The 25135-nt window shown below is 41.1% G+C and carries 26 protein-coding genes and 1 tRNA gene; 7 read left to right on the top strand and 20 right to left on the bottom strand.

Annotated elements, in window-relative coordinates; translation table 11 throughout:
- Nucleotides 1-6 precede the first annotated feature (6 nt).
- The 4 genes from LDM98_RS02500 to LDM98_RS02485 are packed head-to-tail and all read right to left on the bottom strand — an operon-like array spanning nucleotide 7 to nucleotide 2656.
- Nucleotides 7-192: a hypothetical protein gene (locus LDM98_RS02500; protein WP_223897761.1), complete on the bottom strand. Its 186-nt coding sequence runs from the start codon at nucleotides 190-192 to the stop codon at nucleotides 7-9.
- Nucleotide 193: 1 nt separating this feature from the next.
- Nucleotides 194-994: a metal ABC transporter permease gene (locus tag LDM98_RS02495; protein WP_223897760.1), complete on the bottom strand. Its 801-nt coding sequence runs from the start codon at nucleotides 992-994 to the stop codon at nucleotides 194-196.
- A complete protein-coding gene (locus LDM98_RS02490) occupies nucleotides 991-1779 on the bottom strand; it encodes a metal ABC transporter ATP-binding protein (protein WP_223897759.1) in 789 nt (262 codons plus the stop codon). The genes LDM98_RS02495 and LDM98_RS02490 overlap by 4 nt, the downstream gene beginning before the upstream one ends.
- Nucleotide 1780: 1 nt before the next feature.
- Nucleotides 1781-2656, bottom strand: a complete 876-nt coding sequence (locus LDM98_RS02485) for a metal ABC transporter solute-binding protein, Zn/Mn family (RefSeq protein ID WP_223897758.1) — start codon at nucleotides 2654-2656, stop codon at nucleotides 1781-1783.
- A 118-nt stretch (nucleotides 2657-2774) separates the two neighbouring features.
- On the opposite strand from LDM98_RS02485, the gene LDM98_RS02480 reads away from it, so the two are divergent.
- On the top strand, nucleotides 2775-3266 hold the full coding sequence (locus LDM98_RS02480) for a hypothetical protein (RefSeq protein WP_223897757.1): 492 nt from the start codon (nucleotides 2775-2777) through the stop codon (nucleotides 3264-3266).
- Between the two features lie 95 nt (nucleotides 3267-3361).
- On the opposite strand, the gene LDM98_RS02475 is transcribed toward LDM98_RS02480, so the two are convergent.
- The gene (locus LDM98_RS02475) at nucleotides 3362-4453 is read right to left on the bottom strand and encodes a dipeptide epimerase (RefSeq protein WP_223897756.1); all 1092 of its coding nucleotides are present in this window, start codon (nucleotides 4451-4453) and stop codon (nucleotides 3362-3364) included.
- 7 nt (nucleotides 4454-4460) lie between these two features.
- Nucleotides 4461-5624 (bottom strand): DUF819 domain-containing protein, encoded by a 1164-nt coding sequence (locus LDM98_RS02470; protein ID WP_223897755.1) that lies wholly within the window; start codon nucleotides 5622-5624, stop codon nucleotides 4461-4463.
- Between the two features lie 165 nt (nucleotides 5625-5789).
- On the opposite strand from LDM98_RS02470, the gene LDM98_RS02465 reads away from it, so the two are divergent.
- The gene (locus tag LDM98_RS02465) at nucleotides 5790-6440 is read left to right on the top strand and encodes an Hsp20/alpha crystallin family protein (RefSeq protein WP_223897754.1); all 651 of its coding nucleotides are present in this window, start codon (nucleotides 5790-5792) and stop codon (nucleotides 6438-6440) included.
- Nucleotides 6441-6444: 4 nt separating this feature from the next.
- Here LDM98_RS02465 and LDM98_RS02460 read toward each other — a convergent pair whose 3' ends face one another.
- Nucleotides 6445-7224 (bottom strand): patatin-like phospholipase family protein, encoded by a 780-nt coding sequence (locus LDM98_RS02460; RefSeq protein ID WP_223897753.1) that lies wholly within the window; start codon nucleotides 7222-7224, stop codon nucleotides 6445-6447.
- Nucleotides 7225-7379: 155 nt separating this feature from the next.
- On the opposite strand from LDM98_RS02460, the gene cls reads away from it, so the two are divergent.
- Nucleotides 7380-8786, top strand: coding sequence for a cardiolipin synthase (gene cls, locus LDM98_RS02455; RefSeq protein ID WP_308443045.1), 1407 nt, complete (start codon nucleotides 7380-7382; stop codon nucleotides 8784-8786).
- A 36-nt stretch (nucleotides 8787-8822) separates the two neighbouring features.
- Here the strand turns inward: cls and LDM98_RS02450 are convergent, their stop codons facing one another.
- From LDM98_RS02450 to LDM98_RS02410, 9 genes are all read right to left on the bottom strand, one after another.
- Nucleotides 8823-10121, bottom strand: coding sequence for a DEAD/DEAH box helicase (locus tag LDM98_RS02450; protein WP_223897752.1), 1299 nt, complete (start codon nucleotides 10119-10121; stop codon nucleotides 8823-8825).
- 97 nt (nucleotides 10122-10218) lie between these two features.
- On the bottom strand, nucleotides 10219-10413 hold the full coding sequence (locus LDM98_RS02445; RefSeq protein ID WP_223897751.1) for a LapA family protein: 195 nt from the start codon (nucleotides 10411-10413) through the stop codon (nucleotides 10219-10221).
- Nucleotides 10414-10624: 211 nt separating this feature from the next.
- Entirely contained in the window at nucleotides 10625-11476 is an 852-nt protein-coding gene (locus LDM98_RS02440) for an RluA family pseudouridine synthase (protein ID WP_223897750.1), read from the bottom strand.
- Between the two features lie 178 nt (nucleotides 11477-11654).
- Nucleotides 11655-12143 carry a GNAT family N-acetyltransferase gene (locus LDM98_RS02435; protein ID WP_223897749.1) on the bottom strand — a complete coding sequence of 163 codons (489 nt, stop codon included), beginning with the start codon at nucleotides 12141-12143 and terminating at the stop codon, nucleotides 11655-11657.
- Between the two features lie 33 nt (nucleotides 12144-12176).
- Nucleotides 12177-14993, bottom strand: coding sequence for a helicase-related protein (locus tag LDM98_RS02430; protein WP_223897748.1), 2817 nt, complete (start codon nucleotides 14991-14993; stop codon nucleotides 12177-12179).
- Nucleotides 14994-15050: 57 nt separating this feature from the next.
- Nucleotides 15051-15380 (bottom strand): hypothetical protein, encoded by a 330-nt coding sequence (locus LDM98_RS02425; protein WP_223897747.1) that lies wholly within the window; start codon nucleotides 15378-15380, stop codon nucleotides 15051-15053.
- A 130-nt stretch (nucleotides 15381-15510) separates the two neighbouring features.
- A tRNA-Arg gene (locus tag LDM98_RS02420) sits at nucleotides 15511-15586 on the bottom strand.
- Between the two features lie 120 nt (nucleotides 15587-15706).
- Complete coding sequence (locus LDM98_RS02415) at nucleotides 15707-16621, bottom strand: cation diffusion facilitator family transporter (RefSeq protein WP_223897746.1); 915 nt, start codon at nucleotides 16619-16621, stop codon at nucleotides 15707-15709.
- A gap of 9 nt (nucleotides 16622-16630) precedes the next feature.
- Nucleotides 16631-17005, bottom strand: coding sequence for an ankyrin repeat domain-containing protein (locus LDM98_RS02410; RefSeq protein ID WP_223897745.1), 375 nt, complete (start codon nucleotides 17003-17005; stop codon nucleotides 16631-16633).
- A 281-nt stretch (nucleotides 17006-17286) separates the two neighbouring features.
- On the opposite strand from LDM98_RS02410, the gene LDM98_RS02405 reads away from it, so the two are divergent.
- From LDM98_RS02405 to LDM98_RS02395, 3 genes are read left to right on the top strand one after another with little or no spacing between them, the layout of a single operon-like run.
- Nucleotides 17287-18606 (top strand): DEAD/DEAH box helicase, encoded by a 1320-nt coding sequence (locus LDM98_RS02405; protein WP_223897744.1) that lies wholly within the window; start codon nucleotides 17287-17289, stop codon nucleotides 18604-18606.
- A 3-nt stretch (nucleotides 18607-18609) separates the two neighbouring features.
- Entirely contained in the window at nucleotides 18610-18927 is a 318-nt protein-coding gene (locus tag LDM98_RS02400; RefSeq protein WP_223897743.1) for a DUF6172 family protein, read from the top strand.
- Nucleotides 18928-18976: 49 nt separating this feature from the next.
- The gene (locus LDM98_RS02395) at nucleotides 18977-19120 is read left to right on the top strand and encodes an entericidin EcnAB (protein WP_223897742.1); all 144 of its coding nucleotides are present in this window, start codon (nucleotides 18977-18979) and stop codon (nucleotides 19118-19120) included.
- A 54-nt stretch (nucleotides 19121-19174) separates the two neighbouring features.
- Here the strand turns inward: LDM98_RS02395 and LDM98_RS02390 are convergent, their stop codons facing one another.
- Both LDM98_RS02390 and LDM98_RS02385 read right to left on the bottom strand, forming a co-directional pair.
- Nucleotides 19175-20872: a multiheme c-type cytochrome gene (locus LDM98_RS02390; protein WP_223897741.1), complete on the bottom strand. Its 1698-nt coding sequence runs from the start codon at nucleotides 20870-20872 to the stop codon at nucleotides 19175-19177.
- Nucleotides 20873-21135: 263 nt separating this feature from the next.
- The gene (locus LDM98_RS02385; protein ID WP_223897740.1) at nucleotides 21136-22278 is read right to left on the bottom strand and encodes a type IV pilus twitching motility protein PilT; all 1143 of its coding nucleotides are present in this window, start codon (nucleotides 22276-22278) and stop codon (nucleotides 21136-21138) included.
- Between the two features lie 136 nt (nucleotides 22279-22414).
- On the opposite strand from LDM98_RS02385, the gene LDM98_RS02380 reads away from it, so the two are divergent.
- A complete protein-coding gene (locus LDM98_RS02380) occupies nucleotides 22415-22837 on the top strand; it encodes a hypothetical protein (RefSeq protein WP_223897739.1) in 423 nt (140 codons plus the stop codon).
- A 24-nt stretch (nucleotides 22838-22861) separates the two neighbouring features.
- Here LDM98_RS02380 and LDM98_RS02375 read toward each other — a convergent pair whose 3' ends face one another.
- Together LDM98_RS02375 and LDM98_RS02370 are read right to left on the bottom strand one after the other, a co-directional pair.
- Nucleotides 22862-23887 carry an aldo/keto reductase gene (locus LDM98_RS02375; RefSeq protein ID WP_223897738.1) on the bottom strand — a complete coding sequence of 342 codons (1026 nt, stop codon included), beginning with the start codon at nucleotides 23885-23887 and terminating at the stop codon, nucleotides 22862-22864.
- A gap of 105 nt (nucleotides 23888-23992) precedes the next feature.
- Nucleotides 23993-25132 carry a GGDEF domain-containing protein gene (locus tag LDM98_RS02370; protein ID WP_223897737.1) on the bottom strand — a complete coding sequence of 380 codons (1140 nt, stop codon included), beginning with the start codon at nucleotides 25130-25132 and terminating at the stop codon, nucleotides 23993-23995.
- Nucleotides 25133-25135 lie beyond the last annotated feature (3 nt).

Below are 25135 nucleotides of genomic sequence, written 5' to 3'. Positions count from 1 at the left end.
AAAACTTTAAAGCCCCAACTCTGTACCCATGAAGACATTCCCATGGACACCGTTTTGAGTCTCTGCAACTACTTCTGTCGCAGCGATGCCGTTAGACGAAGCTACGACTCCTCCTACGCCAACACCTGCATGGGGCGTGCATGCAGTTAAACTCAGAAGCAGTAACAAAGCCAGATTTACCACTCTGGGCATCTTATTTTCCTTTATAAAACAGTAAAAAAGCACCCAGAGAAACAGCGGATACGATAATAATAGAGGCACCAGAGGTCAGGTTATAGGTATAAGAGAACCACAACCCCGAAAGTGTGAAGAGTGTAGCAACGGTTCCAGAGAGGAACATCATAGAAAACAGAGAGCTTGAGAGTTTTTCTGCAATATATACAGGGATAGTAAGCATCGCTATGACCAGGATCAGACCCACCACTTTAATGGCGATGACCACCGTAAGCGCTGAGAGTATCAGTATGAGTGTATAGAAAAACGTGACATTGACATCGCGTAAACCTGCATATTCACTGTCATAGGAAACGGCTAAGATATCTCTGTACCAGAGTGTTACAATGAAAAGTATAACCCCCAATAAAATACCCATAAAATAGAGGTCCTCAGAACTGACTGCCAGTATGGAACCAAAAAGATAGCTCATGAGATCTACATTATACCCGGGTGTAAGATCAACAAATATCACACCGATCGCCATACCGACCGCCCAGATAAGCCCGATAAAGGTATCCATACGATGACGTTTTTTCAGTGTAAGTCCCGCTATAAGCAGCGCAGCACCTACTGCAAAGAAGGATGCACCCAGAAAAATAGGCAATCCGAAATAGACAGCAAGACCGATACCTCCATAAGAGGTATGCGCAATGCCCCCTGCCAAAAATACCATACGGTTCACTACAATGAGTGATCCGATGATACCCGCAGCAAAACTGACCAGCAAGCCTGCCAAAAGAGCATGCTGCATAAATTCAAACTGGAGTGCTTCTATCATTTTTCTGTTCTCCACTTTGGTGCAGGTTCGGGTTCACATGTATCGCAGTTCTCACTGCCCAGCATTTGCAGCAGCTCAACTTCACAGAAATGATCCTCATCACCATGGGTATGGAACATCTGTGTTTTGTCTGAAATATCGTGATAGGAGAGGCCTTTATTGACGTGCGCTGCTTTATTTGCATACTCCAAGATCACTGAAATGTCATGACTGACTACAATGACCGTAATGTTTTGGTTTAATTGCTTGATCAACTCATAGATCTCTTTTTGTCCTGTAAGATCGATACTTGATGTTGGTTCATCGAGTATAAGGATCTTTGGATGGGCACAGAGGGCACGCGCGATCATCACTCTTTGGCGCTGTCCACCAGAGAGGGCACCTATCTTGGTTTGCGCAAAGTTTTCCATACCGACTTGGGCCAGGACACCCATCGCACAGAGGACTTCATCTTTGCCGTAACCAAAGAGAGGTCTTTTACTTCCCACATGCCCCATCATGACCACTTCAATGACCTTGATGGGAAAGTCGGTATTCACATTGGTATTTTGCGGCACATAGCCGATCTGTGTAAGACTCTTTGAAGGTGTTTTGTCCAAGACGGAGATAGAACCTTTTTGGGGTTTAAGGAGACCCAAAATGAGTTTGAGCAGGGTAGACTTACCTCCACCGTTTGGACCAATGATAGCAAGGAAATCTCTCTCTTCTACAGTCAGGTTAATATTTTCCAGGATCATCTGCCTGTCATAAGCAAATGAAACATTTTTTATATCGATGACCGACATCTTAGTGTTTGCCTGCGATCGCTTTGGCGATATTGATGAGATTTTCAGACCAGTTTGCAGCCAATGGACTTACTTTCACTACAGGTATCTGTAACTCTTTGGCAATGATCTTAGCAACGGTATCTGAAAATTCGGGCTGTGTAAAGATCGCTTTGACCTTCTCTTCTTTTGCCTCTTCAAGCAGGTGTATCAGTTCTTTGGGCTTAGGCTCTTTACCCTCTACCTCTACAGCTATTTGCTCCAGATGATAGGCTTGGGCAAAGTAGCCCCAGGAAGGGTGAAATACCATAAACTTTTTGCCATCTTTCAAAGAAGAAAGGATGTCGATGATCTCTCTGTCTATTTTATCAATCTCCGTCAAAAAAATATCAAGGTTTTTTTTGTAGTAATCACTGTTCTCAGGATCTTCTTTTTTTAAAGCATTGTAGATGTTTTTCGCGATGATCTTGACATTGGCAGGTGCTGTCCAGATATGTGGGTCTTTACCTTCATGTTTGTGTTCACTGTGATCTGTATCACTCTCTTCTTCATGACCATTCTCTTCATGTGCTTCTGTCATCTCTATTTTGGTAATGCCCTCTGCAAGATCTATGATCTGCATTTCAGGGTTCAGGCTTTTAAATTTAGAGAGCCAGACCTGTTCGAACTCGACATCAATGGCAAAGTAAAGTTGTGCTTTTGCGATCTCCACCATCTGTGAAGGCTTGGGCTCATACGTATGTGGTGAGTTCCCCGGCTGTACCATAAGTGATATATTGACCTTGTCTCCACCTATGGCCTTGACAAATGTCTGTTCAGGCAGGATGCTGACCACAGCGTTTATATTAGAAAATATATAGGTGGTTGATACTAAAAATATTAGAGTGATCTTTTTCATGCAGATATTATAGCGTAAGAGTGATGATATCTTAGCGTATTGTATAGTTGAAATTTTATATAAATTCGTTATAATTGAAAATAATGCAGTTTTATTATCTTAATGTGAAAGGTATAATATGCTTACATTTGAAAGAAGAAATAAAAATGACCTGTCATTTCATGAAGATGAAATTAAATTAGCACAGAAAATGATGGATAGATTAAGAAGTACACTGGAATTTCTTTATTATCTTATGGAACGTAAAGAGGAATTATCCTTTACAATGATCTTATTTTCATCGGATGACCTGAAACTGGAAAACCTCATTGAAAAGTGGAAACGTCAAACGGATATTTTATATGAGATCGATAAAGTAAACAATATCTATGTATTGCTTTGCCAGTCTACCGATATGGATGGCGGAGAAAAGTTCGCGGAGATCCTTATGTCCAACGTGCGTTTGCACGGTGGGAAATCGAGCTACTGTGTGGAAGCAGAGATCAAAACGACACTATACACGATTCAGGAGATCATTTTTACCATGGTAGAAAAATACATTGACATCAGACAGGAGAAAGAGTTCAATAAAGTATTCTTTACCAGACTTGGAAAGATCGAATACTTGTAGCATGAGTGACTATCCGTGTTTTAAAGGTATCGTGTAAAGGGTACCATTGATGTCTAAGAGCATGCGTCAAGTAATTCTCAGCCTGAATATGTACTTCATGATGAAATGATAGATCCTGTCTCATACCATACACCTAAACCCATATCTTCAGAAAGTCTGATCTCACTCTCATTAAATACGATAGATGTTTTTACGGGATGAGAAGCCAAGAGACTCACAGCATCCAGATCAAGCATTGTAATGGTATCTGCCTTGGCAGAAGCTACATGTACCCCCGCAGCGACGGAGATGGGGCCCTCAAGCATGCATCCTATCATACATTTGACACCAAATGCTTTAGAGAGATCTGCCAATGCTAAAGCCTGTGTGATACCTCCTGTCTTGGCCAGTTTGATATTCACATAGTCTATCGCTTCCATTTCAAGCAGTCTTTTTGCATCTTTCACGGAAAATATGGACTCATCTGCCAGAAGGGGAGTCTGGACTCTCTCTTTGATGTAACGAAGTCCGTCTATATCATCTGCTGCTACGGGCTGCTCTATGAACTCAGCCAGAATGTCCTGTTTTTCCAAAGCAAGTAAAAGTGCCACACTCTCTTGCGCTGTCCAGCCCTGGTTCGCATCAAGTCTCAGGGTGATATTCTTACCTAATGCTTCATATATGGCGATGACGCGTTCCACATCTTTTTTGGGATGGTCTCCTATTTTTATCTTCAGTGTATCATAGCCCAGATTTACAGCATCAAGACTGTCTGATATCATTTTGTCGATCTCTCCCATGCTAATGGTAATGTCGGTTTTGAAGGCGGTCTTTGTACCTCCAAGCATTTGATAGAGAGGTTGTTTGACCGACTTGGATTTCAGGTCGTACAGTGCTATCTCGAGGGTAGATTTGGCAGTCGTGTTTTTAAGTATAGAGGAGTGTATATTGTTTAATATAACATCAAACTCTTCTATATCAAGTCCTAGAATAAAAGGCTTGATATACTCGATAGCAGCGACCATGGAGCCCATGGTCTCTCCTGTAATAACAGGCGTAGGAGCCCCTTCACCATAACCCACGGTACCATCATCACATTCGATGATGACCACAATATCTTCAAGCGCTTCCACACGGCGTAACGAGGTAATAAAAGGCTTCTTTAGCGGGGCCTTGAGTGTGCGTATATGTATATCTTTTATCTTCATTTTCTCTTTATCCTGCTATCATCTTTAAGATCTTTCCCACCATGAGTCCTCCAAATGTCCCTATGATATATCCCATCATTGCCATAAGCACACCTATAGGTATGAGTGCTTTTGAATAGGCCGATGCCAAGATGGGAGCAGATGCCACACCGCCTATATTGGCCAAAGAAGCCACACCCAAAGAGAAAAGATCAAGTTTGAAGAGTTTGGCAAAGAGTATCATGATACTGCCATGTATAGCGATGATGACAAATCCTGCAATGATATACAGAGGTGCTTCGGTCAGTTCTGAGAAATCGGCCCGTGAAGCGATGAGTGCCACGATAAGATAAAGCATCATGTTTGCCAGAGTTGAACCCCCTGATAGCTTTGCCAACGGTGTCATGGCAAACAGGATACCTGTCAATGTGGCTATGATGACCACCCATGTCGTTGTAGTAAGAAATGAAGTCGTAGGAAAGAGTGATGCTCCATACTGTGCAAATACAGATACGAACAGGGCGCTGACCAGTAAGAGGGAAAGAGAAGAGAAGGTGAGAGGTTTTTGATGCGCATTTTTGAGCGCCAGTTTTTCTCCCACTTCATCTATGACCGAAGTATCGGCTTTACTCCAGAGATCGAACTTTTTGGCAAATGGTACCAGTGCAAGCAGTATCATCACCCATATGGCATAATCAATGGAATCGATGAGCAGGGTATATCCCATGGCAGAATCAGGCAGGTCCAGGGCACCCTGTATGGCTACCATATTTCCCGTTCCTCCCATCCAGGATCCTGAAAGTGCAGCAAAGGCTTTCCATGAACCAGGCTCAAAGTAGCCATGGAACAGAGAAAAAGTCCCTATAAAGCCGATGGCAATGCTTACGGAGGCTAAAAAGAAAGTAAGGAGCATCTTCTTCCCCAGTTTAAAGATCTCTCTCATATCTGCAGAGAGCAACATCAAAAAGATCATTGCCGGAAGCAGGTTGGATTTCAGAAATGTATAGGTCTCTGTTACAGACTCGGATCTTTGCCAGAGTCCAAAGGTGGAAAAGAGCATGACCACAAAGTAAAGTATGACGATGGAAGGGAGATACCCAAAGAGTTTATGCCGGCTTCTCTTCTCCGTATAGACGATGGCAGAGCCGATCAGTACCAGCAAAACTACGTAAGTAAATCCATTTTCGACCATCTATACCCTCTACAAACACGTTATCATTCGACCTGTATTATAGCGTATGCATTGAAGAGAATAGATACGATTCGAATGCTTTGCTTTTGGAATGGGTATTAAATAACGATTAACCTACCTTTTTTATACTTTTATTATCACTAGTTTATACATAAGGAGCACCACATGTTCAGTAAAAAAATTTCATTTTTTGTTCTGCCTTTGATGACCATGGTCTCACTACAGGCCAATGATCCTGTTCTCGATGATCCATTTGGAGATGATATTTTTAAAGAGATGTATCAGATGCAAAAAGAGATGGATAAGATCTTTGAGCGCATGCATGAACGTATGAACCAACGTACAAAACTCTGGAATTACCCTACAAGACAAACATTCACTCCAGGCAATCGCATAAGAACTGCAAGTTTATTGGAAGACAAAGGTACCCATTATGAGTACCATACACAAATACCCGAAAATCAAAACAATCAGATAGACATCTCTATCCATGATGGTGTTTTGCATTTAAAAGCAAAGATAGATACGGTAAAGAAGAGTAACGAACCCAATATGAACATGCAACAGCATTATGTGAGTATGATACAACGCAGTGAAACATTGCCCCAAGATGCTGATGCCAGAAGTTTGAAGAGTGAATATAAAAATGGTTTGCTTGTTTTAACGCTACAGAAAAAAAAGGGCCTTACCCAGCCGGCAGAAAAAGCTAAAGAGGAGAAAAAGCCTAAAGAGACATCCAAAACAGAAAAAGTCAAAGAGAAAATTGAAAACAATACACTAAAGGTTAAAGTGCCGCATACAAGTTCACATGTCTAAAGAATCATAAGAGATTCAATCCTAAGGCTCGTATCGCTTGATGTTTGTGGAATTGATATGTTTTGTACCCTCGTGTTTTGGGTTCTATGAGGTAGATATGTTTGTTTGAATGTTCTAATTGTGTTTTACTTTGGTTGTAGATAAGAAGTCTGATCGACCTTTCAAACATTTCTAAAACATTAGCTGTTTTTAAAAAGTTGTCAGGCATAGTCTCCTCAAAAGCGTTTTTCCCAAGAACATCTACTGCAAGCACAGTATCAAAAGAAGCTTCGCTGATTCCCAGGTTTTCGCAGAGAAAACCATCACCATATGTTTTTCCCTCTATGGTATGCTCGTCAAACACACCCGGTATAGCCATTGTACAAAGCACGGCATCTTTGATATATACATCATCAGAAGCATCAAATACTTTTTTGTCGCCCTTCAGTAGATCCGTTGCAATGAGTTTGAGAGGTATAGCGGTATCTTTCATCTTCTTGTCTTTAAAAATTTGCTCAAAGATCTGAGCCAGTTTGTCATTGTGTACAATGGCATTACCGGAAAAAGAGAACTTGATCCAGTTAAAGATGTCGGCAAAACTTTGAATGTGTTCATAGATGTCTTTTTCTTTCATACCGACAGACAAGCATGCACCCACAATGCCTCCCATGCTGGTACCGACTATTTCATTCGGCACTACATGCTGTTTTTCCATATCATGCAATATTCCCAAATGTGCGATACCCAAAGCTCCGCCACCAGAAAGTACCAGAGTGAAGTCATTGTTCTGTAGTTTTTTTATCATGAAGATATTATAGCGTAAGTCATTGTTTGTGATACGTATGACAGTTCTGATTTTACACTTTATAAAACTTTGTGTCCTAGACTTCTCTTTATGTTATAATCAACCTATAAAAGTACTTAGTCTTTTAGAGATGTCTTACTAGAGAGGAGTTACCCATCGACGTTACACCTTTACAGTTTATCGGTACTTATTTTCTTGTTATCATTGCCGGTTTTTTTGTTTTCTCTGCACTCAGTCATATTCTGTATCAAAAACGCTCTCCTACCAGTATGATCTCATGGATGTTGTCTATTTTCTTTTTACCCTACATTGTTGTACCGCTCTATTTTCTTATCGGTATACGGAAGCGTGAAGGGAAACATAAAAAAGAGTATGTGAAGTTTGATCATACATGTGAACATCCCATTCATGAATCAGATGATTCGCATCATACGTTTCAGAACCTTCTGCACAAGAACGGTATGCCTCCTGCAACAAGAGGCAATAGCTTTGAGCTGATCACCAATAATACAGAAGCCTATGATAGACTGCTCAAAGAGATCGGTCAGGCAAAACAGAGTATCGATATCTGTACCTATATTTTTCAGTTTGATAGAATGACCCGGACAGTGTTGGACGCATTGACCCAAAAGGCCAAAGAGGGAGTAAAGGTACGACTGCTTATGGACCTGGTGGGCTCTTTAGGGGCAAGCTTCAATCAAAAGGGGTTTAAAGCATTAAAAAAAGCAGGTGGAGAGGTGGCATTTTTTATCCCGATCTTGAAAAGACCGTTTCAAAACTATATTAATCTTCGCAACCATCGCAAAATTTATCTCTTTGATCAAACGACCCTGCTCAGCGGTGGTATGAACCTGAGTAATGAATATATGGGAGAAGCAGATGGCACTAAACGCTGGGAAGATCTTCTTTACTGTTTGAACGGACCTTCAGTCTACCATTTTTACCATATTTTTGAGAATGACTGGATCTATGCGACAAAAGAAGAAAAAACTACAGAACTGAAGGTAGAAGATTCATGCGGGGGAGAGAGTAGGGTGCAAGTGGTTCCCTCCGGCCCGGATATTCCAACCGATGCACTTTATGAGGCACTGTTGAATGCCATCTATAATGCGAAAGAACGTATCTGGATCGTCACTCCTTACTTTGTGCCGGATGAAAATATGATACAGGCATTGGTGATAGCCCACCACAAAGGGGTTGATATCAAATTGATCACACCTAAAAACTCTGACCATCTCCTGGCCGATATGGGAAGAAGCGCTTATATGCGTGAGCTGGATGAGATAGGTGCCGACGTGGTCTTGTATGAAGGGGAAATGCTGCATGCAAAAGCCATACTCTTTGATGATGTGGGTGGTATGGTAGGGTCGGTCAATTTCGACAACCGCAGTCTTTTTCTCAACTATGAAGTGGTCACCTTTGTCTACTCTCCTGAATTTATAGAGAGTATAGAAAATTGGATGAAGGGATTGATAGACCATTCAAGTCGGGGCATGGAAAAACCATCCAAATTGCGTGAAGCCTTTGAAAATGTGATGAAAGTGTTTGCACCATTACTCTAAGGTGTATACCTTCTCTCAAGTCAAGGTACGGATCTTTTATTTTTTTCGTCCTGTTGGCTTCTTCTTTGTTTGACCGATCTTTTTTTGTGCATTTTTCTTTTGCATTTTTTGTTTATGAAAGTCAAATCCGCCTTTTCGCTCGATCAGTGATTTTTTCTTCGGTTGTTTTTGTCTTGGCTGTTTGTCTGTCAGTTCAAAACCGGTATAGATCTCTCTTTTGATATTCAGGCGCAAGTTTCTTTCCATTTTAGAGAAGACATCATAATCTCTTGTCGTTAAAATAGAGATGACTGAGCCTTTATGGTTTGCTCTACCGGTTCTTCCTACGCGATGCGTAAAGTCATCCGTACCCTCAGGCATATCATAGTTAATGACCATAGAGAGCTCTTTGATGTCTATACCTCTTGCCGCAATGTCAGTGGCTACCAATACCTGGGTTTTCCCACTTTTCAAAAGGGCTAACGATTTTGCTCTGGCACCTCTTGTAAGATCCCCATGTATGATGGAAGTACGTATATTTTGACTTCTCAGGTATTCATATATCTTGTTGGCAGACTCTTTGGTACTGGCAAAAAGTAAAACTTGATCCAAATGCATATCCTGGATGAGCTTAGCGGTCAATTCTGCTTTCCGGGCTTTGTCTACCTTGTAGGCTCTGTGCGCAATGAAATCAACGACATCTCTTCTCTGGCTTACTTCAACGATAACAGGGTCACGTAAAAACTCTTTTGCAAGTTTTTTAATATTTTGTGAAATGGTCGCAGAAAACATCATTGTTTGTCTTGGCTGAGCACAGTGCTTGAGAATCCCTTGTATCTCACCAAGAAATCCCAGGTCCAGCATGGTATCTGCCTCATCCAGGATCACAGTATTAATGTAGGAGAGATTGATCTTTTTATCTTCTATGAAGCTTTGCAGTCTTCCCGGTGTGGCGACAATAATATCAGCACCTTGAGAGAGCCTTTCGAGTTGAGCACTTTTGGGTATCCCCCCTTGAACCTTTACATTCTTGATATCAAGATATTTGCTAAAGTCATTGATCGTACGAGAAACCTGGTCCACTAGCTCTATCGTAGGAACGATGATCAGTGCTCTCACTACTTTCTGGTCATGTTTTACAATTTTCTGCAGTTTATTGAGCAGTGGGAGTACATAGGCGGCTGTTTTCCCGGTACCGGACTTTGATGCACCCAATATGTCTGCACCTTTGAGTGCAGGAGGTATGACTTTGTTCTGTATCGCCGTTGTTTGTTCGTATTTGACAGATGCTATGGCTTTTAGAATATCAGGATGTAAATTGAGTTTTTCAAATGATTTGATGATTTTTCCTTTCAAATCTATAGAGTGTTTATATGAAAATTACATATATTTGTTGGCATTATAGCAAAAATGAGATGTACATCAGATCCATACGAGTTCTTTGTATGATATATCATTCACCTTTAAAGTGCGCATGTAAAAGCCAACCTATAGCGATACCGATCGCAAGCAGGAAAAAAATAAGTAAGGCACGAGACATTTGAAGAGACCAAAATAAAAATGTAATTTCTACGACAGAAATATTTTGCACAACAAACAAAACAACAAGAACGATCAATGCAATGATGGAAATAATTTTAACATTCATAAAACATCCTCTTTGGTTGATGGAACAGTTTAAACTGTATGGCTGAGATCAAGATTTTGTACATTCTTGCCCATGAACATATGAAAAGTATACCACAATTTAAAGAAGTGTGTAAAAAGTTGAGGCTGCTATCTGCAGAGATCAAGAGAAGTTTTACTGATGTGGCTTACATCAATTTATCTTTTTTTGTCAGAAGAACAATCTTCCCTGTTCAACGCAAAAGTGCATAAAAATCCCTTGGAGCATCTACCTCAAAAGAGATAGGTTTTTTCTTTACAGGATGGATAATTGTCAGTTTTTTTGCATGAAGTCCCATTCTTTCACCTTTGGTTCCATAACGTTCATCACCGATGATACTGTGCCCCAGCCAAGCCAAATGTGCCCGTATCTGGTGCTGTCTTCCTGTTTCTATTCTGACCTCCAGCAAAGATCGTTCGGAGACGGTTTGTTTCACGGCATAGTGGGTAATGGCAGGTTTGGCATCGGGATGTTTCCCTACATGCATGCGGTACACTTTTTCATCGGCTCTTAAGGGTTGATCTATGGTCCCTTTTTTTTCTTTTGGACACCCCTCAACGATAGCCAGATAGACCTTCTCAGATATACCCCATTTGTCCATCACCGCTTCTCTCATCTCTTTGGAGGTTGCAAAGAGCAGTATGCCCGAGGTATCCCGATCCAATCTATGTACAGGCCAGAGCTTCACCTGTTTTTTACCATGTGAGAGTTGATCCCTCAGTATGGCAAGGGCATGCTGTTTGCTTTCTGTCGTATTACCAACGGACAAAAGTCCCGCAGGTTTATTGATAGCGATGATCTCTTTATCCTGATAGAGGATCTCTAATTTGTGTAGCGTCTGTGTCGAAGCTTTTTTGACTACACCCACTTCTACCACATCATTGACATGTAGAGGAAAATCATGTTTGGTATTAATTTCACCATTCACAGCAATACTTGACCCCTGTAAACGCTGTTTGATGGTCTTTTTGGACCAGCCTGTAAGATGGATAAAAAGAAAATCTAAAAGTTTGGATCTTTCTTTTACTATGAATTTTTCTGTCATCGTCAGTGCCTTTTATCGGTTCAATATTTTTATACTTGGGCACTGTTAAATGCTTGTTCATAGCTTATGATCCATTGAATATAAACTGTTTGTTTTCCTGAGTATCTTGCAGATACTCTTTCTGTTCATTTGAATTGTTTTTCTCTTATTATATCCTACTGAGATGAAATCAGGAAGTTTAGAGTCTCTTTTCCATCTGATAGTCATCCATGATAAACCCTTCACCGATATCTTTCACCACTGTGCCGGAAACAACAAAACCAACTTTTTCATACATGGTAATGCTTCCCGTATTATACCTGTTGACTGTGAGTGAAATAGTGTGAAGATCTTTTTCTTTGGCCAACGTTTCCAGGTAGGCTATCATTCTTCGTCCATATCCTTTACCCCGTGCACTCTTTGTCATATAAAATTTACTTAGGAACACGCTATCTGAGAGAAGTTCCACACTCATATATCCTACGGGTACATTGTCATCTAGAATTAAAAAGTATTGGAAACCGTTTTTGATCTGTTCCATCATCGTTTCAACGGATTGAAACTTCTCCAGCATATACGCCACTTGATGCTTGCCTATGATTGGGGTGTAGTGTTCATACCATATTTCATTTGCAAGCGTTTCAATGGTGCTTAGCTGCTCATTATTTGATACTTTGTTTATCTGCATGCAAGTCTCTATTCAATTCAACCAGAGTCTTGTTTACCGTCGTTTTCGGCCGCGATAGCCAGTATAGCCCGAAGATCCTGCGCCTCTTTTATTTTTACTGTGGCACTCATCACAAATGGAAAATCTGTAAGAGAAGTCAAGTACCTTCCCACACTTACGACACTGTTTGGTGAAGTGTCCCTGTCTAAGAGAATTTTCAATGAAGTTGTTCAATCGTACTCTGGCGGCCACAGCTTTGTCCGTATCCTGAAAAATATCGGGGAATTTGAAGGAGAGCCACAGATAGAGTGAGATCTCTCTTACCCTGTCCTCTGCATTGAGCAGCATATCATTGGTCTGTGCAAACGCAGGGAGGTCTCGTGGCGGGATATAGAGTACTTTCCCTCCTGCTTCGATCTGACGGATATAACGGTGGAAGACCGATTCTATATAGGGCGATGAGATACTTGCAGGTGCACAGGAGAGATAAAAACGAGTTTTCAGGTCCAGATCATATTCACTGACGATGGCGGCTATTTCGAGCATAGAGTCGATGTTAGCGGCTACAAAAGGACCTTCAAACTCCATATTTTCCGCAAAAAATGCAAGAATATCCAATATGTTATCGGTTTCGAGTATCTCACCTATGAGCATGACATGTTCCAAACTGGCCATGACAGAAACAGGCAATTTAAGGTCCGGAAGCGGCATATGAAAGGCTGAAGTGATGGTGGCCAGTGCCGTCTCATCCAATGCACCCACATATCCTTTTTCCTCAAAACCGTAACGTCCTGCCCGTCCGGAGATCTGGAGTACTTCTGTAGGAAGAAGTTCGCGTCTTCTTAGACCGTCAAACTTGTTGTCTTTGGAAAAGAGCAGGGTCTTGATGGGAAGATTCAGTCCCATGGCTATAGCATCTGTGGCAACGAGTATTTGGCTTTCACCTTCTCTGAAACGTCTGGCTTCTTCACGTCTGACTTCAGGAGAAAGATTACCGTATACGACAGAGACCGAATACCTTTCACTGAGTTGCTGTTTGAGTGAAAGGACATCACGTCGGGAAAAGGCAACGACCGCGGTCTGGGGCTCTATATGCTTCATGGAGGTAGGTTTAGGCAGCATGGACAGTTCATTTTTTCGTTCAAAGTGGACCACTTCCAACTCTTCACCCAGGTAGGTACAGAGTTCCTTTACCGCATGAAGCGCATTACTGGACCCTGTAAGTATGACTTTTCTGGCAGGTACGCCTATAAGCGCATTTGCCCAAGCCCATCCTCTGTCACGGTCTGCGATCATCTGGATCTCATCGATGACACAAACATCCACATCTACTGAGGCATTCATCATCTCTATCGTCGAAGAGATATGGGTGGATTCTTCGTCGATGATCTCTTCTTCACCCGTGATGAGCGAGACCGCGACACCTTCTTTTTTGAGATTTTCATACCCTTCGAGTGCAAGAAGCCGCAGAGGTGCAAGGTAGTAGCCTGTCTCTGCCGCCTCCAGCTCTTTAAGTGATGCATAGGTTTTCCCGGAGTTTGTCGGTCCTACATGAAAGATGATCTTTCTTTTCAGTTCACGCGCAAGAGGGAAGAGGTTTTTAAAGTCACGGATCGTTTTAGCCAGCAACTCTTCACGTTTTTGTTTCTCAAGCAGAGGCCTGATATATTCTCCGAAGTGAAAGAGTATGCGTCTTTTACTTTTCTCTTTGAACTTGAGCACGTTGGAGGATCGTATCTGCGGTTCTACAAAACGTACGATGAACTCATGCAGTTTTTCATCTTCTATATCCAGTTTGTCGCTCTCTTCTCTCATATCGGAGATCACGTCATCTATTGCAACTCTGAAGTGTGCAAGGAGATCATCATTGACCCGGTTGATATCTTCTTTAACAGGCAGTTCTTTGCCTCTCCAAATGAGGTTGTAAATAAACGGTTTTTCATAGGAAACAGAGGTATTGTAAAAGAGTGTGGTACCAAACAGGTCATCGTTTTTCTCTTTCTCTATAATGATATGATCCGTGCTTTCAAACACTTCATATTTATCGCTGATCTCTCTCAATATTTTTTCAACAGTTTCAAATGCCAGAGGCGCATGATAAAGTGATACTTCCGGAGGCATACTTTTGAGTGCAGTACTGATCTCTTGTTCTGTCAGGTAAGCATGTTTAGTATCCTGTACATGTTTCAGAAACGCTTCTATCTCTACAGTTTTTTTGTTAATAGTCTCTTCTTTTAGCGCTTCGAGTTTAGTGATGATCTCTTCATCGTCCAAATTCCAGAGTTCATCTACATTCAGCGTTGCAGTTGTACACAGAAGCAGTTTATTAAAGTCAAAGTTCTGCAGTGAAAAAGTGAAGCTATGGTAAAACTCCATTTCATTCATGGAATTGAACACGACTTCCAAAGATTTTTCAAGTGTATGAAGTCGGTTTCTCATTCGTAAATAGTTGAGCTTATTGCGTACTTTTTCTTCAGTGATCTTACTGCTTTTCACATCGATAAATGCCTCAAGGATCAGGTTTTCTTCATGTTTGGTGTAGTCAGTGTCACCTAAGAGCTGGAGGATCTTCTCTACTTTGTCTTGAGGACGCTTACGCTCTCCGGAGTAGGGAACCGCTTTGTAACGCTTTGTAAGGTAAGAGACTATCTTTTCTCTGGAGACTGCATCACCTTCACTCCAGACACGTCTGAGTGCACGTACCATCTCTTCTTTGGTATGTGAGGGAAGGGTGAGTTCCAGCAGCATGATAAGCTCTATGAGCTTGTCTTCATCCAGCGTATCCACCCCTTCATCAAAAGGCAGACCATTAAAATAGTTCCGTATTTTATTATTCAGTTTTATAAAGTATTTTTTCTTTTTCTTTGCCATAGTCTTCTATCATTCTTTATTTTGACTAAGTATAACATGAAAAAGTGATCCTTGTGTCTACTCAATGGTTAAAATATCAACCAATTCCACTCCATCACACTCTTTTTTGAGACGTTTATGTTTTCGGGCATCCTCTTCAGCCAGCACCACAAGGTCCGCAAAGTCGTTTTTGCTGACGGTCATTTCATACACGACCTTGTCTGTTTTCAAATAAACCTCTGTATCCTCTTTGCAAGAGAGTGCAAGGTTCCTCAGCCCCGGAGCAAATTCGCTCTTGATGGCCTTCTGAACCTTTTCATTTGCCAGTATCTCAGCCAGGCTCACTGTTTCATTGACATCATTCTTGCACATCACTGTATACATCACTTTTATCATACCTTCCACCATTGACTCCTTTGTTGTGTAGGTGTATCATAGTCTATTATAGAGAGAGTTGCTGAAAAAATGTCATATTGTCATTTTTTTACATAACATTGTGCATAAAGTTGTGATATCAAGTATGTTAAGAGGTAGATGGTGGTGTCCCCACGAGGACTCGAACCTCGAGCTAGGCCTTAGGAGGGCCCTGCTTTATCCAGTTAAGCGATGAGGACATGTTTTTTTCTTTTGGAAATAGAAGTGTACCGTGATATCTATAAAACTACAAAATGCAGCAGTGAGCTTCCGGGGCTCATCAAAGTGATGAACTCCTGCTTTGCATGGAGTATCAAGGTTTAAAATTTACATTCATCACGATTTAATACACAGCTGTAATCGTCCGCTTCATTTTCGATCTGAATAGTGGCATGGCTAATGCCACAGTGATGATGAAGATGTGCTTGTATCTGTTCCAAGAAACAATTGTCGATCAGCTCATGGGTCGTTACAAGATGCACGGTCAGGGCTATCTCCGTGGTACTAATGGCCCAAATGTGCAGGTCATGTATCTCGGTTACATTTTTTAGACCTGTGAGATAGTTTTTGATATGGTAAACATCTATCCCCTGTGGTACTGCATCGATGGAGAGATCTATAGAATCTCTGAGTAGACTCCATGTTCCGATCAGGATAACTAACACAATAAAAAGACTGATAAGAGGATCTAGCCAAAGCCAGCCTGTGATCATGATGGCGATACCGGCGACTACAACACCCAAAGAGATGGCTGCATCAGCCGCCATATGCAGGTATGCTGCCCGGATGTTAAGATCATGTTTTTGACCTTTGACAAAAAGCAGTGCTGTTGCGGTATTGATGACCACACCGATCGCAGCAACCACAATAATGATCATCCCATTCACAGGTTCAGGGGAAGAGAGGCGTTCTACGGATTCCCACGCGATACCGCCCAGTGCCACCAGAAGTAATACAGCCGAAACCAAAGAAGCCATAATGGTGACTTTACGTAAGCCATAGGTTCTTTTGTGCGTTGGGTGTTTCGTTGCCAGATAGCTTGCACCCCATGCAAGCATAAGGCTCAGAACATCACTGAAGTTATGCCCGGCATCTGCTATAAGTGCCAAAGAGTCAGCAACAAGTCCATAACTTACTTCAATGATCACAAAAATGACATTGAGTGTAATGCCTATGGCAAAAGAACGGTTATAGTTATTTATTTCATGGTGATGATGGCTGTGTGAATCTGACATGAATGGGGACTACTTAAAATACTTTGCCATGGAGTCACGTCCAAATTTTTGAGCAATCATAGCTGCGGTTGCACCTCTATGATTGGCGATGGTAACGTCAGCACCTTTTTCTATAAGATAGGCACAAATTTCCGGCATGTCATCCATCACAGCTTCCATGAGAGGTGTCCATCCAACACCATCTACTTTATCGATATCGGCTCCTTGTCCCCAAAGATACTCAACCATATCTCTTCTGTCCCGTCTGATAGCTATGTGAAGCGGGGTCCATCCGTATATATTTTGAATGTCAATATCCATGCCGTTCTCAAATTCTTTCTTAAATGCCTCTAAGTCATTGTCATAGACAATTTTTTCAAGTCTCATAAAATCTTCATCTGCCATAGTCATCTCCTCATTGTCTGATTATATTATATTGTATTTAAATAAACTAATAATGAGGAGATGGATATCCAAATGTTGATCATCCTTACATATAAAATATAATGACTATAAAATTACGCTATAATGTCAAACAATTTAAGCGTACATCGGTCAACGACTTCTATTTACCCTGACTATAGGGAATAATGCCCTTGGGGCACTACAATAAAATTAAACAACTAACTTAGCCTAGGACCGACCTCTCACATCAGATGGTAGGCTCGTTCATAAGGTATACATACATGTCATTTACAAATCTGGGGTTATCTGAACCTCTTTTAAAAGCGATCAAAGAGCAGGGCTATGATACGCCCACTCCCATACAACAAAAAGCCATTCCTGTCGTGATAGAAGGAAAAGATGTCTTGGCCGCAGCACAAACCGGTACAGGAAAAACCGCAGGATTTACACTTCCGTTACTTGAAAAGCTTTCCAAAACACAACCAAGAATGCAAAAAAAACAGATCCGTGCTTTGGTACTTACCCCTACACGAGAACTCGCGGCACAAGTGGCTGAGAGCATCAAGACATATGGTAAACATATGCCTTACACATCTGCGGTTATTTTCGGTGGTGTGGGTATCAACCCTCAGCTGGCAACGATTCGTAAAGGTGTGGATATCGTCATCGCCACACCGGGAAGACTGCTTGATATCGCGGGTCAAAAAGGTATTGATTTTTCTGCCCTTGAGTGTCTCATACTCGATGAAGCGGATCGTATGCTGGATATGGGATTCATTCATGACATCAAAAAACTGATGAAACTGATGCCGCAAAAGAGACAAACACTGCTTTTTTCAGCCACATTCTCACCGGAGATCAAAACGTTGGCATCGGGACTTTTAAAGAACCCTGTACTTGTAGAAGTGGCACGTCAAAATACAACGGCGGACCAGATATCCCAAGTGGTACACTTCGTAGATAAAAGGCGCAAGAGAGAACTGCTTTCCCAGCTTATCAAGATAAAAGACTGGAGACAGGTCTTAGTCTTTACACGTACAAAACATGGGGCAAACAAGCTGACCAAAGAGCTTGAAGAGTATGGCATTTCTGCATCGGCCATACACGGGAACAAAAGCCAGGGAGCCAGAACCAAAGCTTTGGCATCTTTCAAAGCCAATGAGATCCGTGTTCTCGTGGCCACAGACATCGCTGCAAGAGGGATAGACATAGACCAGCTTCCGCATGTGGTGAACTATGAACTGCCGAATGTACCCGAAGACTATGTACACCGTATAGGTAGAACAGGACGTGCAGGGCAGAGTGGTGAGGCGGTTTCACTTGTTTGTGTAGATGAACATGAATTGCTTAAAAATATAGAAAAATTCATCAAGTCAGAGATCAAAAAAGTCGATATTGAAGCATTTAGACCCGATCCGAACATCAAGGCGGAGCCTATTCAAAATGGTAGAGGCGGAGGAAAAGGCCGTGGCAATGGCGGAGGAAATTCACGCAATAAGCCTCGCGGCAATAGTGCACATGCGAACAACGGTGGCAGCCGTGATGGCGCTAGAAGCAATAACAGAAATAGAAACCGTAATAGAAATAAATCAGAAGGATAAAAGATGAAAAAAATATTTAAACTCACAGATGAGAAAAAACATGAAGACCGCGTGCTTGAAGCGGTAAAACATGAGATTCGCAAATATGTCAAGCGTGAAAAGAAAAAGAAACTGCCGGATGCAAAAACAATGTATTGGGATTTTGACTGCAAAATAGGGGCTACTTCAGAGTCAGCAAAAGTAGTTGAGTTTGATGCACTGATCAAGGAACTTGATGCACTCAAAGCGACAGGTGCAGCAGAATGTTATGTTGAGATACTCGCCAAAGTGGTCGACAAACCAACAAACGAGGCTGATTCAGGAGAAGATTCCGCTGAGTAATACTATATAATATAAAGTTGGATATAATTTTGAAAAAAAGGATCAGATTATGAAAAAAATCACTATCATAGCACTCTTAATGACTTTAGGTATGATGATGTCCGGATGCTCAAAAACGTGGAACGGTATTAAGCAGGATACAGGCGAAGCCTGGGATGCTTCTAAAAAGGCAGTACACAAGGCAACTGCGTAGAATTATCTCTATGTATCTAGGCACTATGTATTTCTACGTAGTACCTTGATCTTTTTATGGGATCTTAACAGATGCGATGTCTGTTGAGATAGTCTCATAGCGATTTGTCGTACTCTCATCAAGCGCTTTCATCAGGGCAACTTCAGGTAACTCGGTATTTTTGTACAGATCTTGAGCGAAACCAAAAGAGAGTGATTGGTAGTGTAATGTGGCAGTGATAGTATAATCACCTGCCGGTAGATCTTTTATCTCGTACTCTACGGTATCGCTTCCCCCAATAAAGTCATTGTCATTTTCCGCGTTGCCATGCGCATTGATAGTCTCAGGTAGATTTACATCATCTTTATCAAGTCCCCTTGGCAAGATTCGGTTGTCTTTAAGGTAATGCAGTGCATGCAAAAGTATGTAGGTCATTTTATTGTCTGTATCGGACAAGATCGTTTCATAAATCTGTACATCTTTATCATTATCGATCTTATCATGGTGTGGTTCATACTCATTGGCTGCCAGCGTGTCATCCACACCGATGATCTGGCCTTCACTGTTAAGAGCACCTGAGTCAAAAACAATCTGGTTGGCTGTATTTTTTACTGTCACATGAAGCCAGGCACGGCGTGAAGGAAAACCTGTCGGGAACTTGTGACCACTATGGTTAGTAAGATTCACATCAAAGTTGAGCAGACCATTCTCAATACTCACTTGTGTAATATTGACATCAGCTGCGGCTTTAAGAAACTCTCTGGTATCCGTTATACTCTCATTAAACCTTGCTTCATCTGCCAAAACCCCTAATTTTTTACGGTTGTTCTTGAGGATCTCAAGCATATAGGTGTTGGCACCGAGGAATTTATGTTGAAAGAATGGCGATCTAGGACTTGGCAAATTATTAGTTGGTTTAGTAGAGATAATCACACTACCTTCTGCTTTTGGCATGTGACAGTCTTGGCAGCTTTGTGTTCCATTGAAGTCACTGTACTCCCATTCGGTGTACGCAGCTTGCTCTGGAAAAGTAAAATCGGTGAGAGTTCCATCTGTAGCGATGACGGGAGTCTCAAGGCTATGACAGCTGGCACAGAGTTTGGATTCGTTCATATGTGGACTATACGCTGGTGTAAATTGAACACTATTTATCATTGGTTGCGTTCTTGGATTCGTATATGGGCCATAGATTGTACGGTCTGTACCGGTGTTATTCGTATCTATAACAAAGCCACCGGTAAAGCCTTCAGTCGTACCCAGTTCAGGTGTATTTTCTATTTGATGACAGAGTGTACAGCTGACCCCTTGCATAGCAGCATCGTAATACAGGTTTTCATGGTTGAGAAACCCATCACCTGAAAGTAGAACGGTATCACCATTGTATGCCGCTTCTACATTTGCCATAGGGGTGTGGCATCGGCTGCACTTACCTTCGATAGTTTCTTTAAACTCAGGATGTTCTTTGACTTCAGTAGCTACTTTTGCTTTCCAGAACGGATCTGTCGCGGCATTGGCCATCATCGTACCTTGCCATGCTTTGACGATAGATACATCTGTACCATTAGCATCTTCAATACCATCATGACACTGTGCACAGTTTTGTGAGCCACTGAAATGAAGTGATTCAAAGGTAGGATCATGTAAGACTACATCGGGAAAAGTATTGATATCTGTGGGTGTATCCGTACTAGTGTCACTGGATCCACCACCACACCCTATAAGCACTAGGCTACTGAAAACTATAAGAAAATAAACTATTTTTCTTGTGTACATTGGCCACTCCTTTATTCAAGATTTTTCTTAAAACTCAAAAGATCTTTTTAAAAGAGTAACTTTAGATAGTAAACTAATTATGATTCAATACCTATGCTTCTTACATCTTTGGTTTAGAAAAAATTTGGTACTACTATTATTATATTATAACTTTATGTACGAATTATGTATGAGTTTGTTTACTGATAATAAAAAAGAAAGTGTCAGAAATGTGAGGATAAAGCAAAAAGAAGTGGAGTCAAAACTCCATTTCTTTTTCATGATCATTCCTCTTTCAGTAAAGGCGCATCACCTTTGGACTCCGGGTGGAATTTTTCTTCATACTCGGTACTGACGGTGAACATCAATTTAAGGTCAGCAGGACTGCTTGCATACTGGTATGCCTGTTCTTCTGTGATCTTCTCTGCCAATGCAAGATCAAAAAGTGCATGATTAAAGCTAATGGAACCATAGCTGGTATGCTCTTTTTCAAGTGCATCCGGGATTTCATGATCACGTTTCTTTCGAATCAGTTCCTGGATTTGAGGACTTTTAAACATCATTTCTACAGCAGGTATCATCTCTCCGGATGTACTTCTTATGAGACGTTGAGAAATCACAGCCTCCAAGGTTGCTGCAAGGGTTTCACGTACACGGTTCTGTTCCTCATTTGGGAAAATAGCGATGATGCGGTCAACAGTTTCTCTAGCATCCAACGTATGGACAGTTGAAAAGACAAGATGCCCAGTATTGACAGCTTGTAAAATACTTTCAGCTGTTGCGATATCACGCATTTCACCAACCACAATAATATCAGGGTCCTCACGCATTGCTGCACGTAATGCACGAGAAAAACTGGTCGTATGCAATCCCAGTTCTCGTTGCTCTACGATAGATTGTATATCATTATGTACATACTCTATAGGATCTTCAACAGTGATGATGTGACGTGGATATATTTTATTGATCTCTTCTATAACACTAGAAAGGGTTGTGGACTTTCCGCTTCCGGTTGTTCCTGTGACCAGAACAAGACCACGTCTAAGATGAGTGAGTTTATGTAAGGCAGCAGGGAGGTTCAGCTCTTCTATGGTTTTGATATAGGAAGGTATAAGACGGAAGGCCAGTGCAAAACCAGTGAGATGCATAAAAATATTGATACGGAAACGGTAATTTTCATCAAGTCCATAGGCACCATCAAATTCTTTTGTTTTCAGGAACTCGTCATACGCATCACCTGTCAACATTTTCACAAGTTCTTCAATGCTCTTTGTATCTAGTTTTTCGTTAGATAAAAGCACAATGTCACTTTTTACACGCGCATGTATCTGGCTACCCGATTTAATATGGAGGTCAGCACCATTCGCCTCGATCAGCATATGCAGCCAAGAATCCAATCTCTCTTTTATATTTTGTGTTAAAGGCATAGTTTCCCTCCACTTTTTCATCTATTTATATTATACTACTGCTTATTTGCTTATATTATAGAGAAATATGAAAAAAAGATAAATCAGAATATAGATGGTAAAATACACTATTTTTTGAAAACATAAGGACAAGATGATGAAAATAATGAAGTATATACTCTTTGCACTGCTTTTGTTGGCGTTATGGATCACAGAACCTTTATGGATGAAAAAACATACTGACACATCCAGCTCACCTATAGATACACAGATATCAGAACAAAACCATCAAAGAGCTATACAACTTGCCTCTGAAGCTGCAAAATTAAATGAGTTAGAAACAAAATTCGGTCCAAAACCGTACGGGAGGTACAGTACGGGTGTTCCCTCTGAAGTCTATGAATACTGGAATAAAACACTTCAATATCCCGATTCCCTGCAAGAAGAAAGGTGTGGTCCGATCCGTTCAGATGAAAGAGGGTGGACGACAGTTTGCCGATATAGAGCAAAAAACCATGCCGGATCTTTAGAATTAATGCAGGATACGTTTATTATCAAAGAGGGTAAAGCAACTAAATAAAAGGAGAGGCTCTATAGAGATATTTTACCCCATAGGGTAGAGTATCTCTTCATGTACTTTGTCGCAGGCATTTAACACTTCATCACTGAGCGTGAGATTTATCGCTGCAAGCGAAGCATCAAGCTGATCGGCATGGGTTGCCCCTATGATGGTGGAAGCCACGAAATCGAACTGTTTGGACCAGGCTGTCGCAAGTGTGACCGGGTGCAGTCCTGCATCTGCTGCTATTTTTAAGTATTTTTGCGTGGATGCCAGTGTTTTGTCATTCATAAAACGCTGAGCCATGATGCGTTGTCTTTGGTTAGGGGACTTCAGGTAGGTTGCAAATCTTCCTTTGGCATCTTCTGGTCTTAGTCCCTGGTTGTATTTTCCTGAAAGCACCCCTCCTGCTAGCGGTGAGTAGGGTAGCAGTGACACCTGTTCCTTTTGAGCAAGGGTGGATAGCTCATCCAAAAATCTTCGGTTTAACAGCGAAAAGTTGTTCTGTATGGACTCAAAGCGTGCGTAGCTTTTGTACTGCGAGGTCATCAGGGCTTTGCTTGTACCATAAGCTGTGTCATTGGAGGTTCCTATATAACGGACCTTTCCCGCTTTTACCAGTCTGTCAAATGCTTCTAGTGACTCCTCGATAGGAACAACAGTATCTGGCCAATGCATCTGGTAAAGGTCAATGTAATCTGTTTTGAGTCGTTTCAGACTTCCTTCTATCGCACGTTCTATATGAAATCTGTCCATGGCCGTCATGCCATGACGGATAGGAGGAACGAACCAGCCACTTGCAGCACCGGCTACTTTGGTAGCCAGGATGATAGAATCACGTTCTTTTGTTTTCATCCATTCACCTACCCACTCTTCCGTAATACCCGCAAGTTTTGCATCGGGTGGAACAGGGTAGAGTTCAGCGGTGTCATAGAAGTTCACCCCATGATCATAGGCTTTATCCATGATGGCAAACGCTTCTTTTTTGTCACACTGTGTCCCAAAGGTCATGGTCCCCATACAGATAGGTGAGACACGAAGTCCGGTTTTTCCTATGTATCTATATTGCATATTGGCTTCCTTTAAATATCAAATATCATATCATAGCCTAATTCATTATAATTTAAAAAAAACCCTCTATATACAGGACTAATATGTAGCAGACGTTGAAACTTTTTAGATAGAAAAATCCAACCTTTCAGCCTGTTCTAATGGTTGTGGACAATTGATATCATGCTCTGAAAATGCTGCACAACATGTACGGTTTCGTCCCTCTTTTTTGGCTTTATAGAGTGCCATGTCAGAACGAGAAAAAATATCATCAAATGAACTGTCTGTTGCACTGTTCTGGGCGATACCGATAGAGGTTCTCACATACACATTATGACCTTCATAGTGAACCGTGATATTTTCAACTGCTTTACGAATTTTTTCAGCCAAAAGATAAGCATCTTGTTTATCTATTTGAGAAAGAAGTATTGCAAATTCTTCACCGCCTATACGGGAGAATATGTCACTTTTTCTTAAAAGGTTTTTGACAGTTTGAACAAAAGATATCAATAGTTGATCTCCGGTTTGATGACCGTATGTATCATTGATCTTTTTAAAGTGATCCAGGTCGAGTAACAAAAGTGTCAAACTCAAATGACCCTGCTGTGCTGTATCAAAATAGTGTTCGGAGATCTGATTGAACATACGTCTATTCATAACGCCTGTCAGATAATCTGTAGAAGCCAATATACTTAAACTGCTGTTTTGCTGTTTTAAACTGCTTTCATAATTGTTGATTTTACTGGTATACACATCAGATAAAAAGCTACCTATGATCAGCCCCAAAATAGCTGAATGAATAGCCACATTCGATAGATGCAGATCGATAGTGAAATTGGCGATCAGTATAATCGTTATTGATGCCAATGTATAGAGCAGACCGCTTATTTTTCCATTGATTATATACGCAACAAAAATCAACAGGTAGAACCATATGATCCTAAACTCATCCTGTGGTACAAAAATAAGTGCTGATGTAAATGTGATCAATGAGATCATAAGTAGAGCGTGTGATGCAGCTGTATCATTTTGTTTGGAAAGTCGGAGAAAATAAATAAGCATCAGTGTCAGAAAACTATACACATAATTCACTTTGGTATGAATAGGACCTATGTCATTCATACCTAAGTCACTCAGCAAAGCAAAAAGAAGAGAAAAAAAAACGACAATGATCAAAATAGAATTCAGCATTTTAAATTTAAACTGCTGAAGGTTTTCATCACCGGTAAACTTAAAACCACTATGTAAAAAATTGTTTATATTCATATA

Source organism: Sulfurovum sp. TSL1 (genome assembly GCF_019972135.1).
GTDB lineage: Bacteria > Campylobacterota > Campylobacteria > Campylobacterales > Sulfurovaceae > Sulfurovum.
Note: the sequence above shows the minus strand (reverse complement) of the source record. Positions and strands in the feature narration are given on the sequence as shown.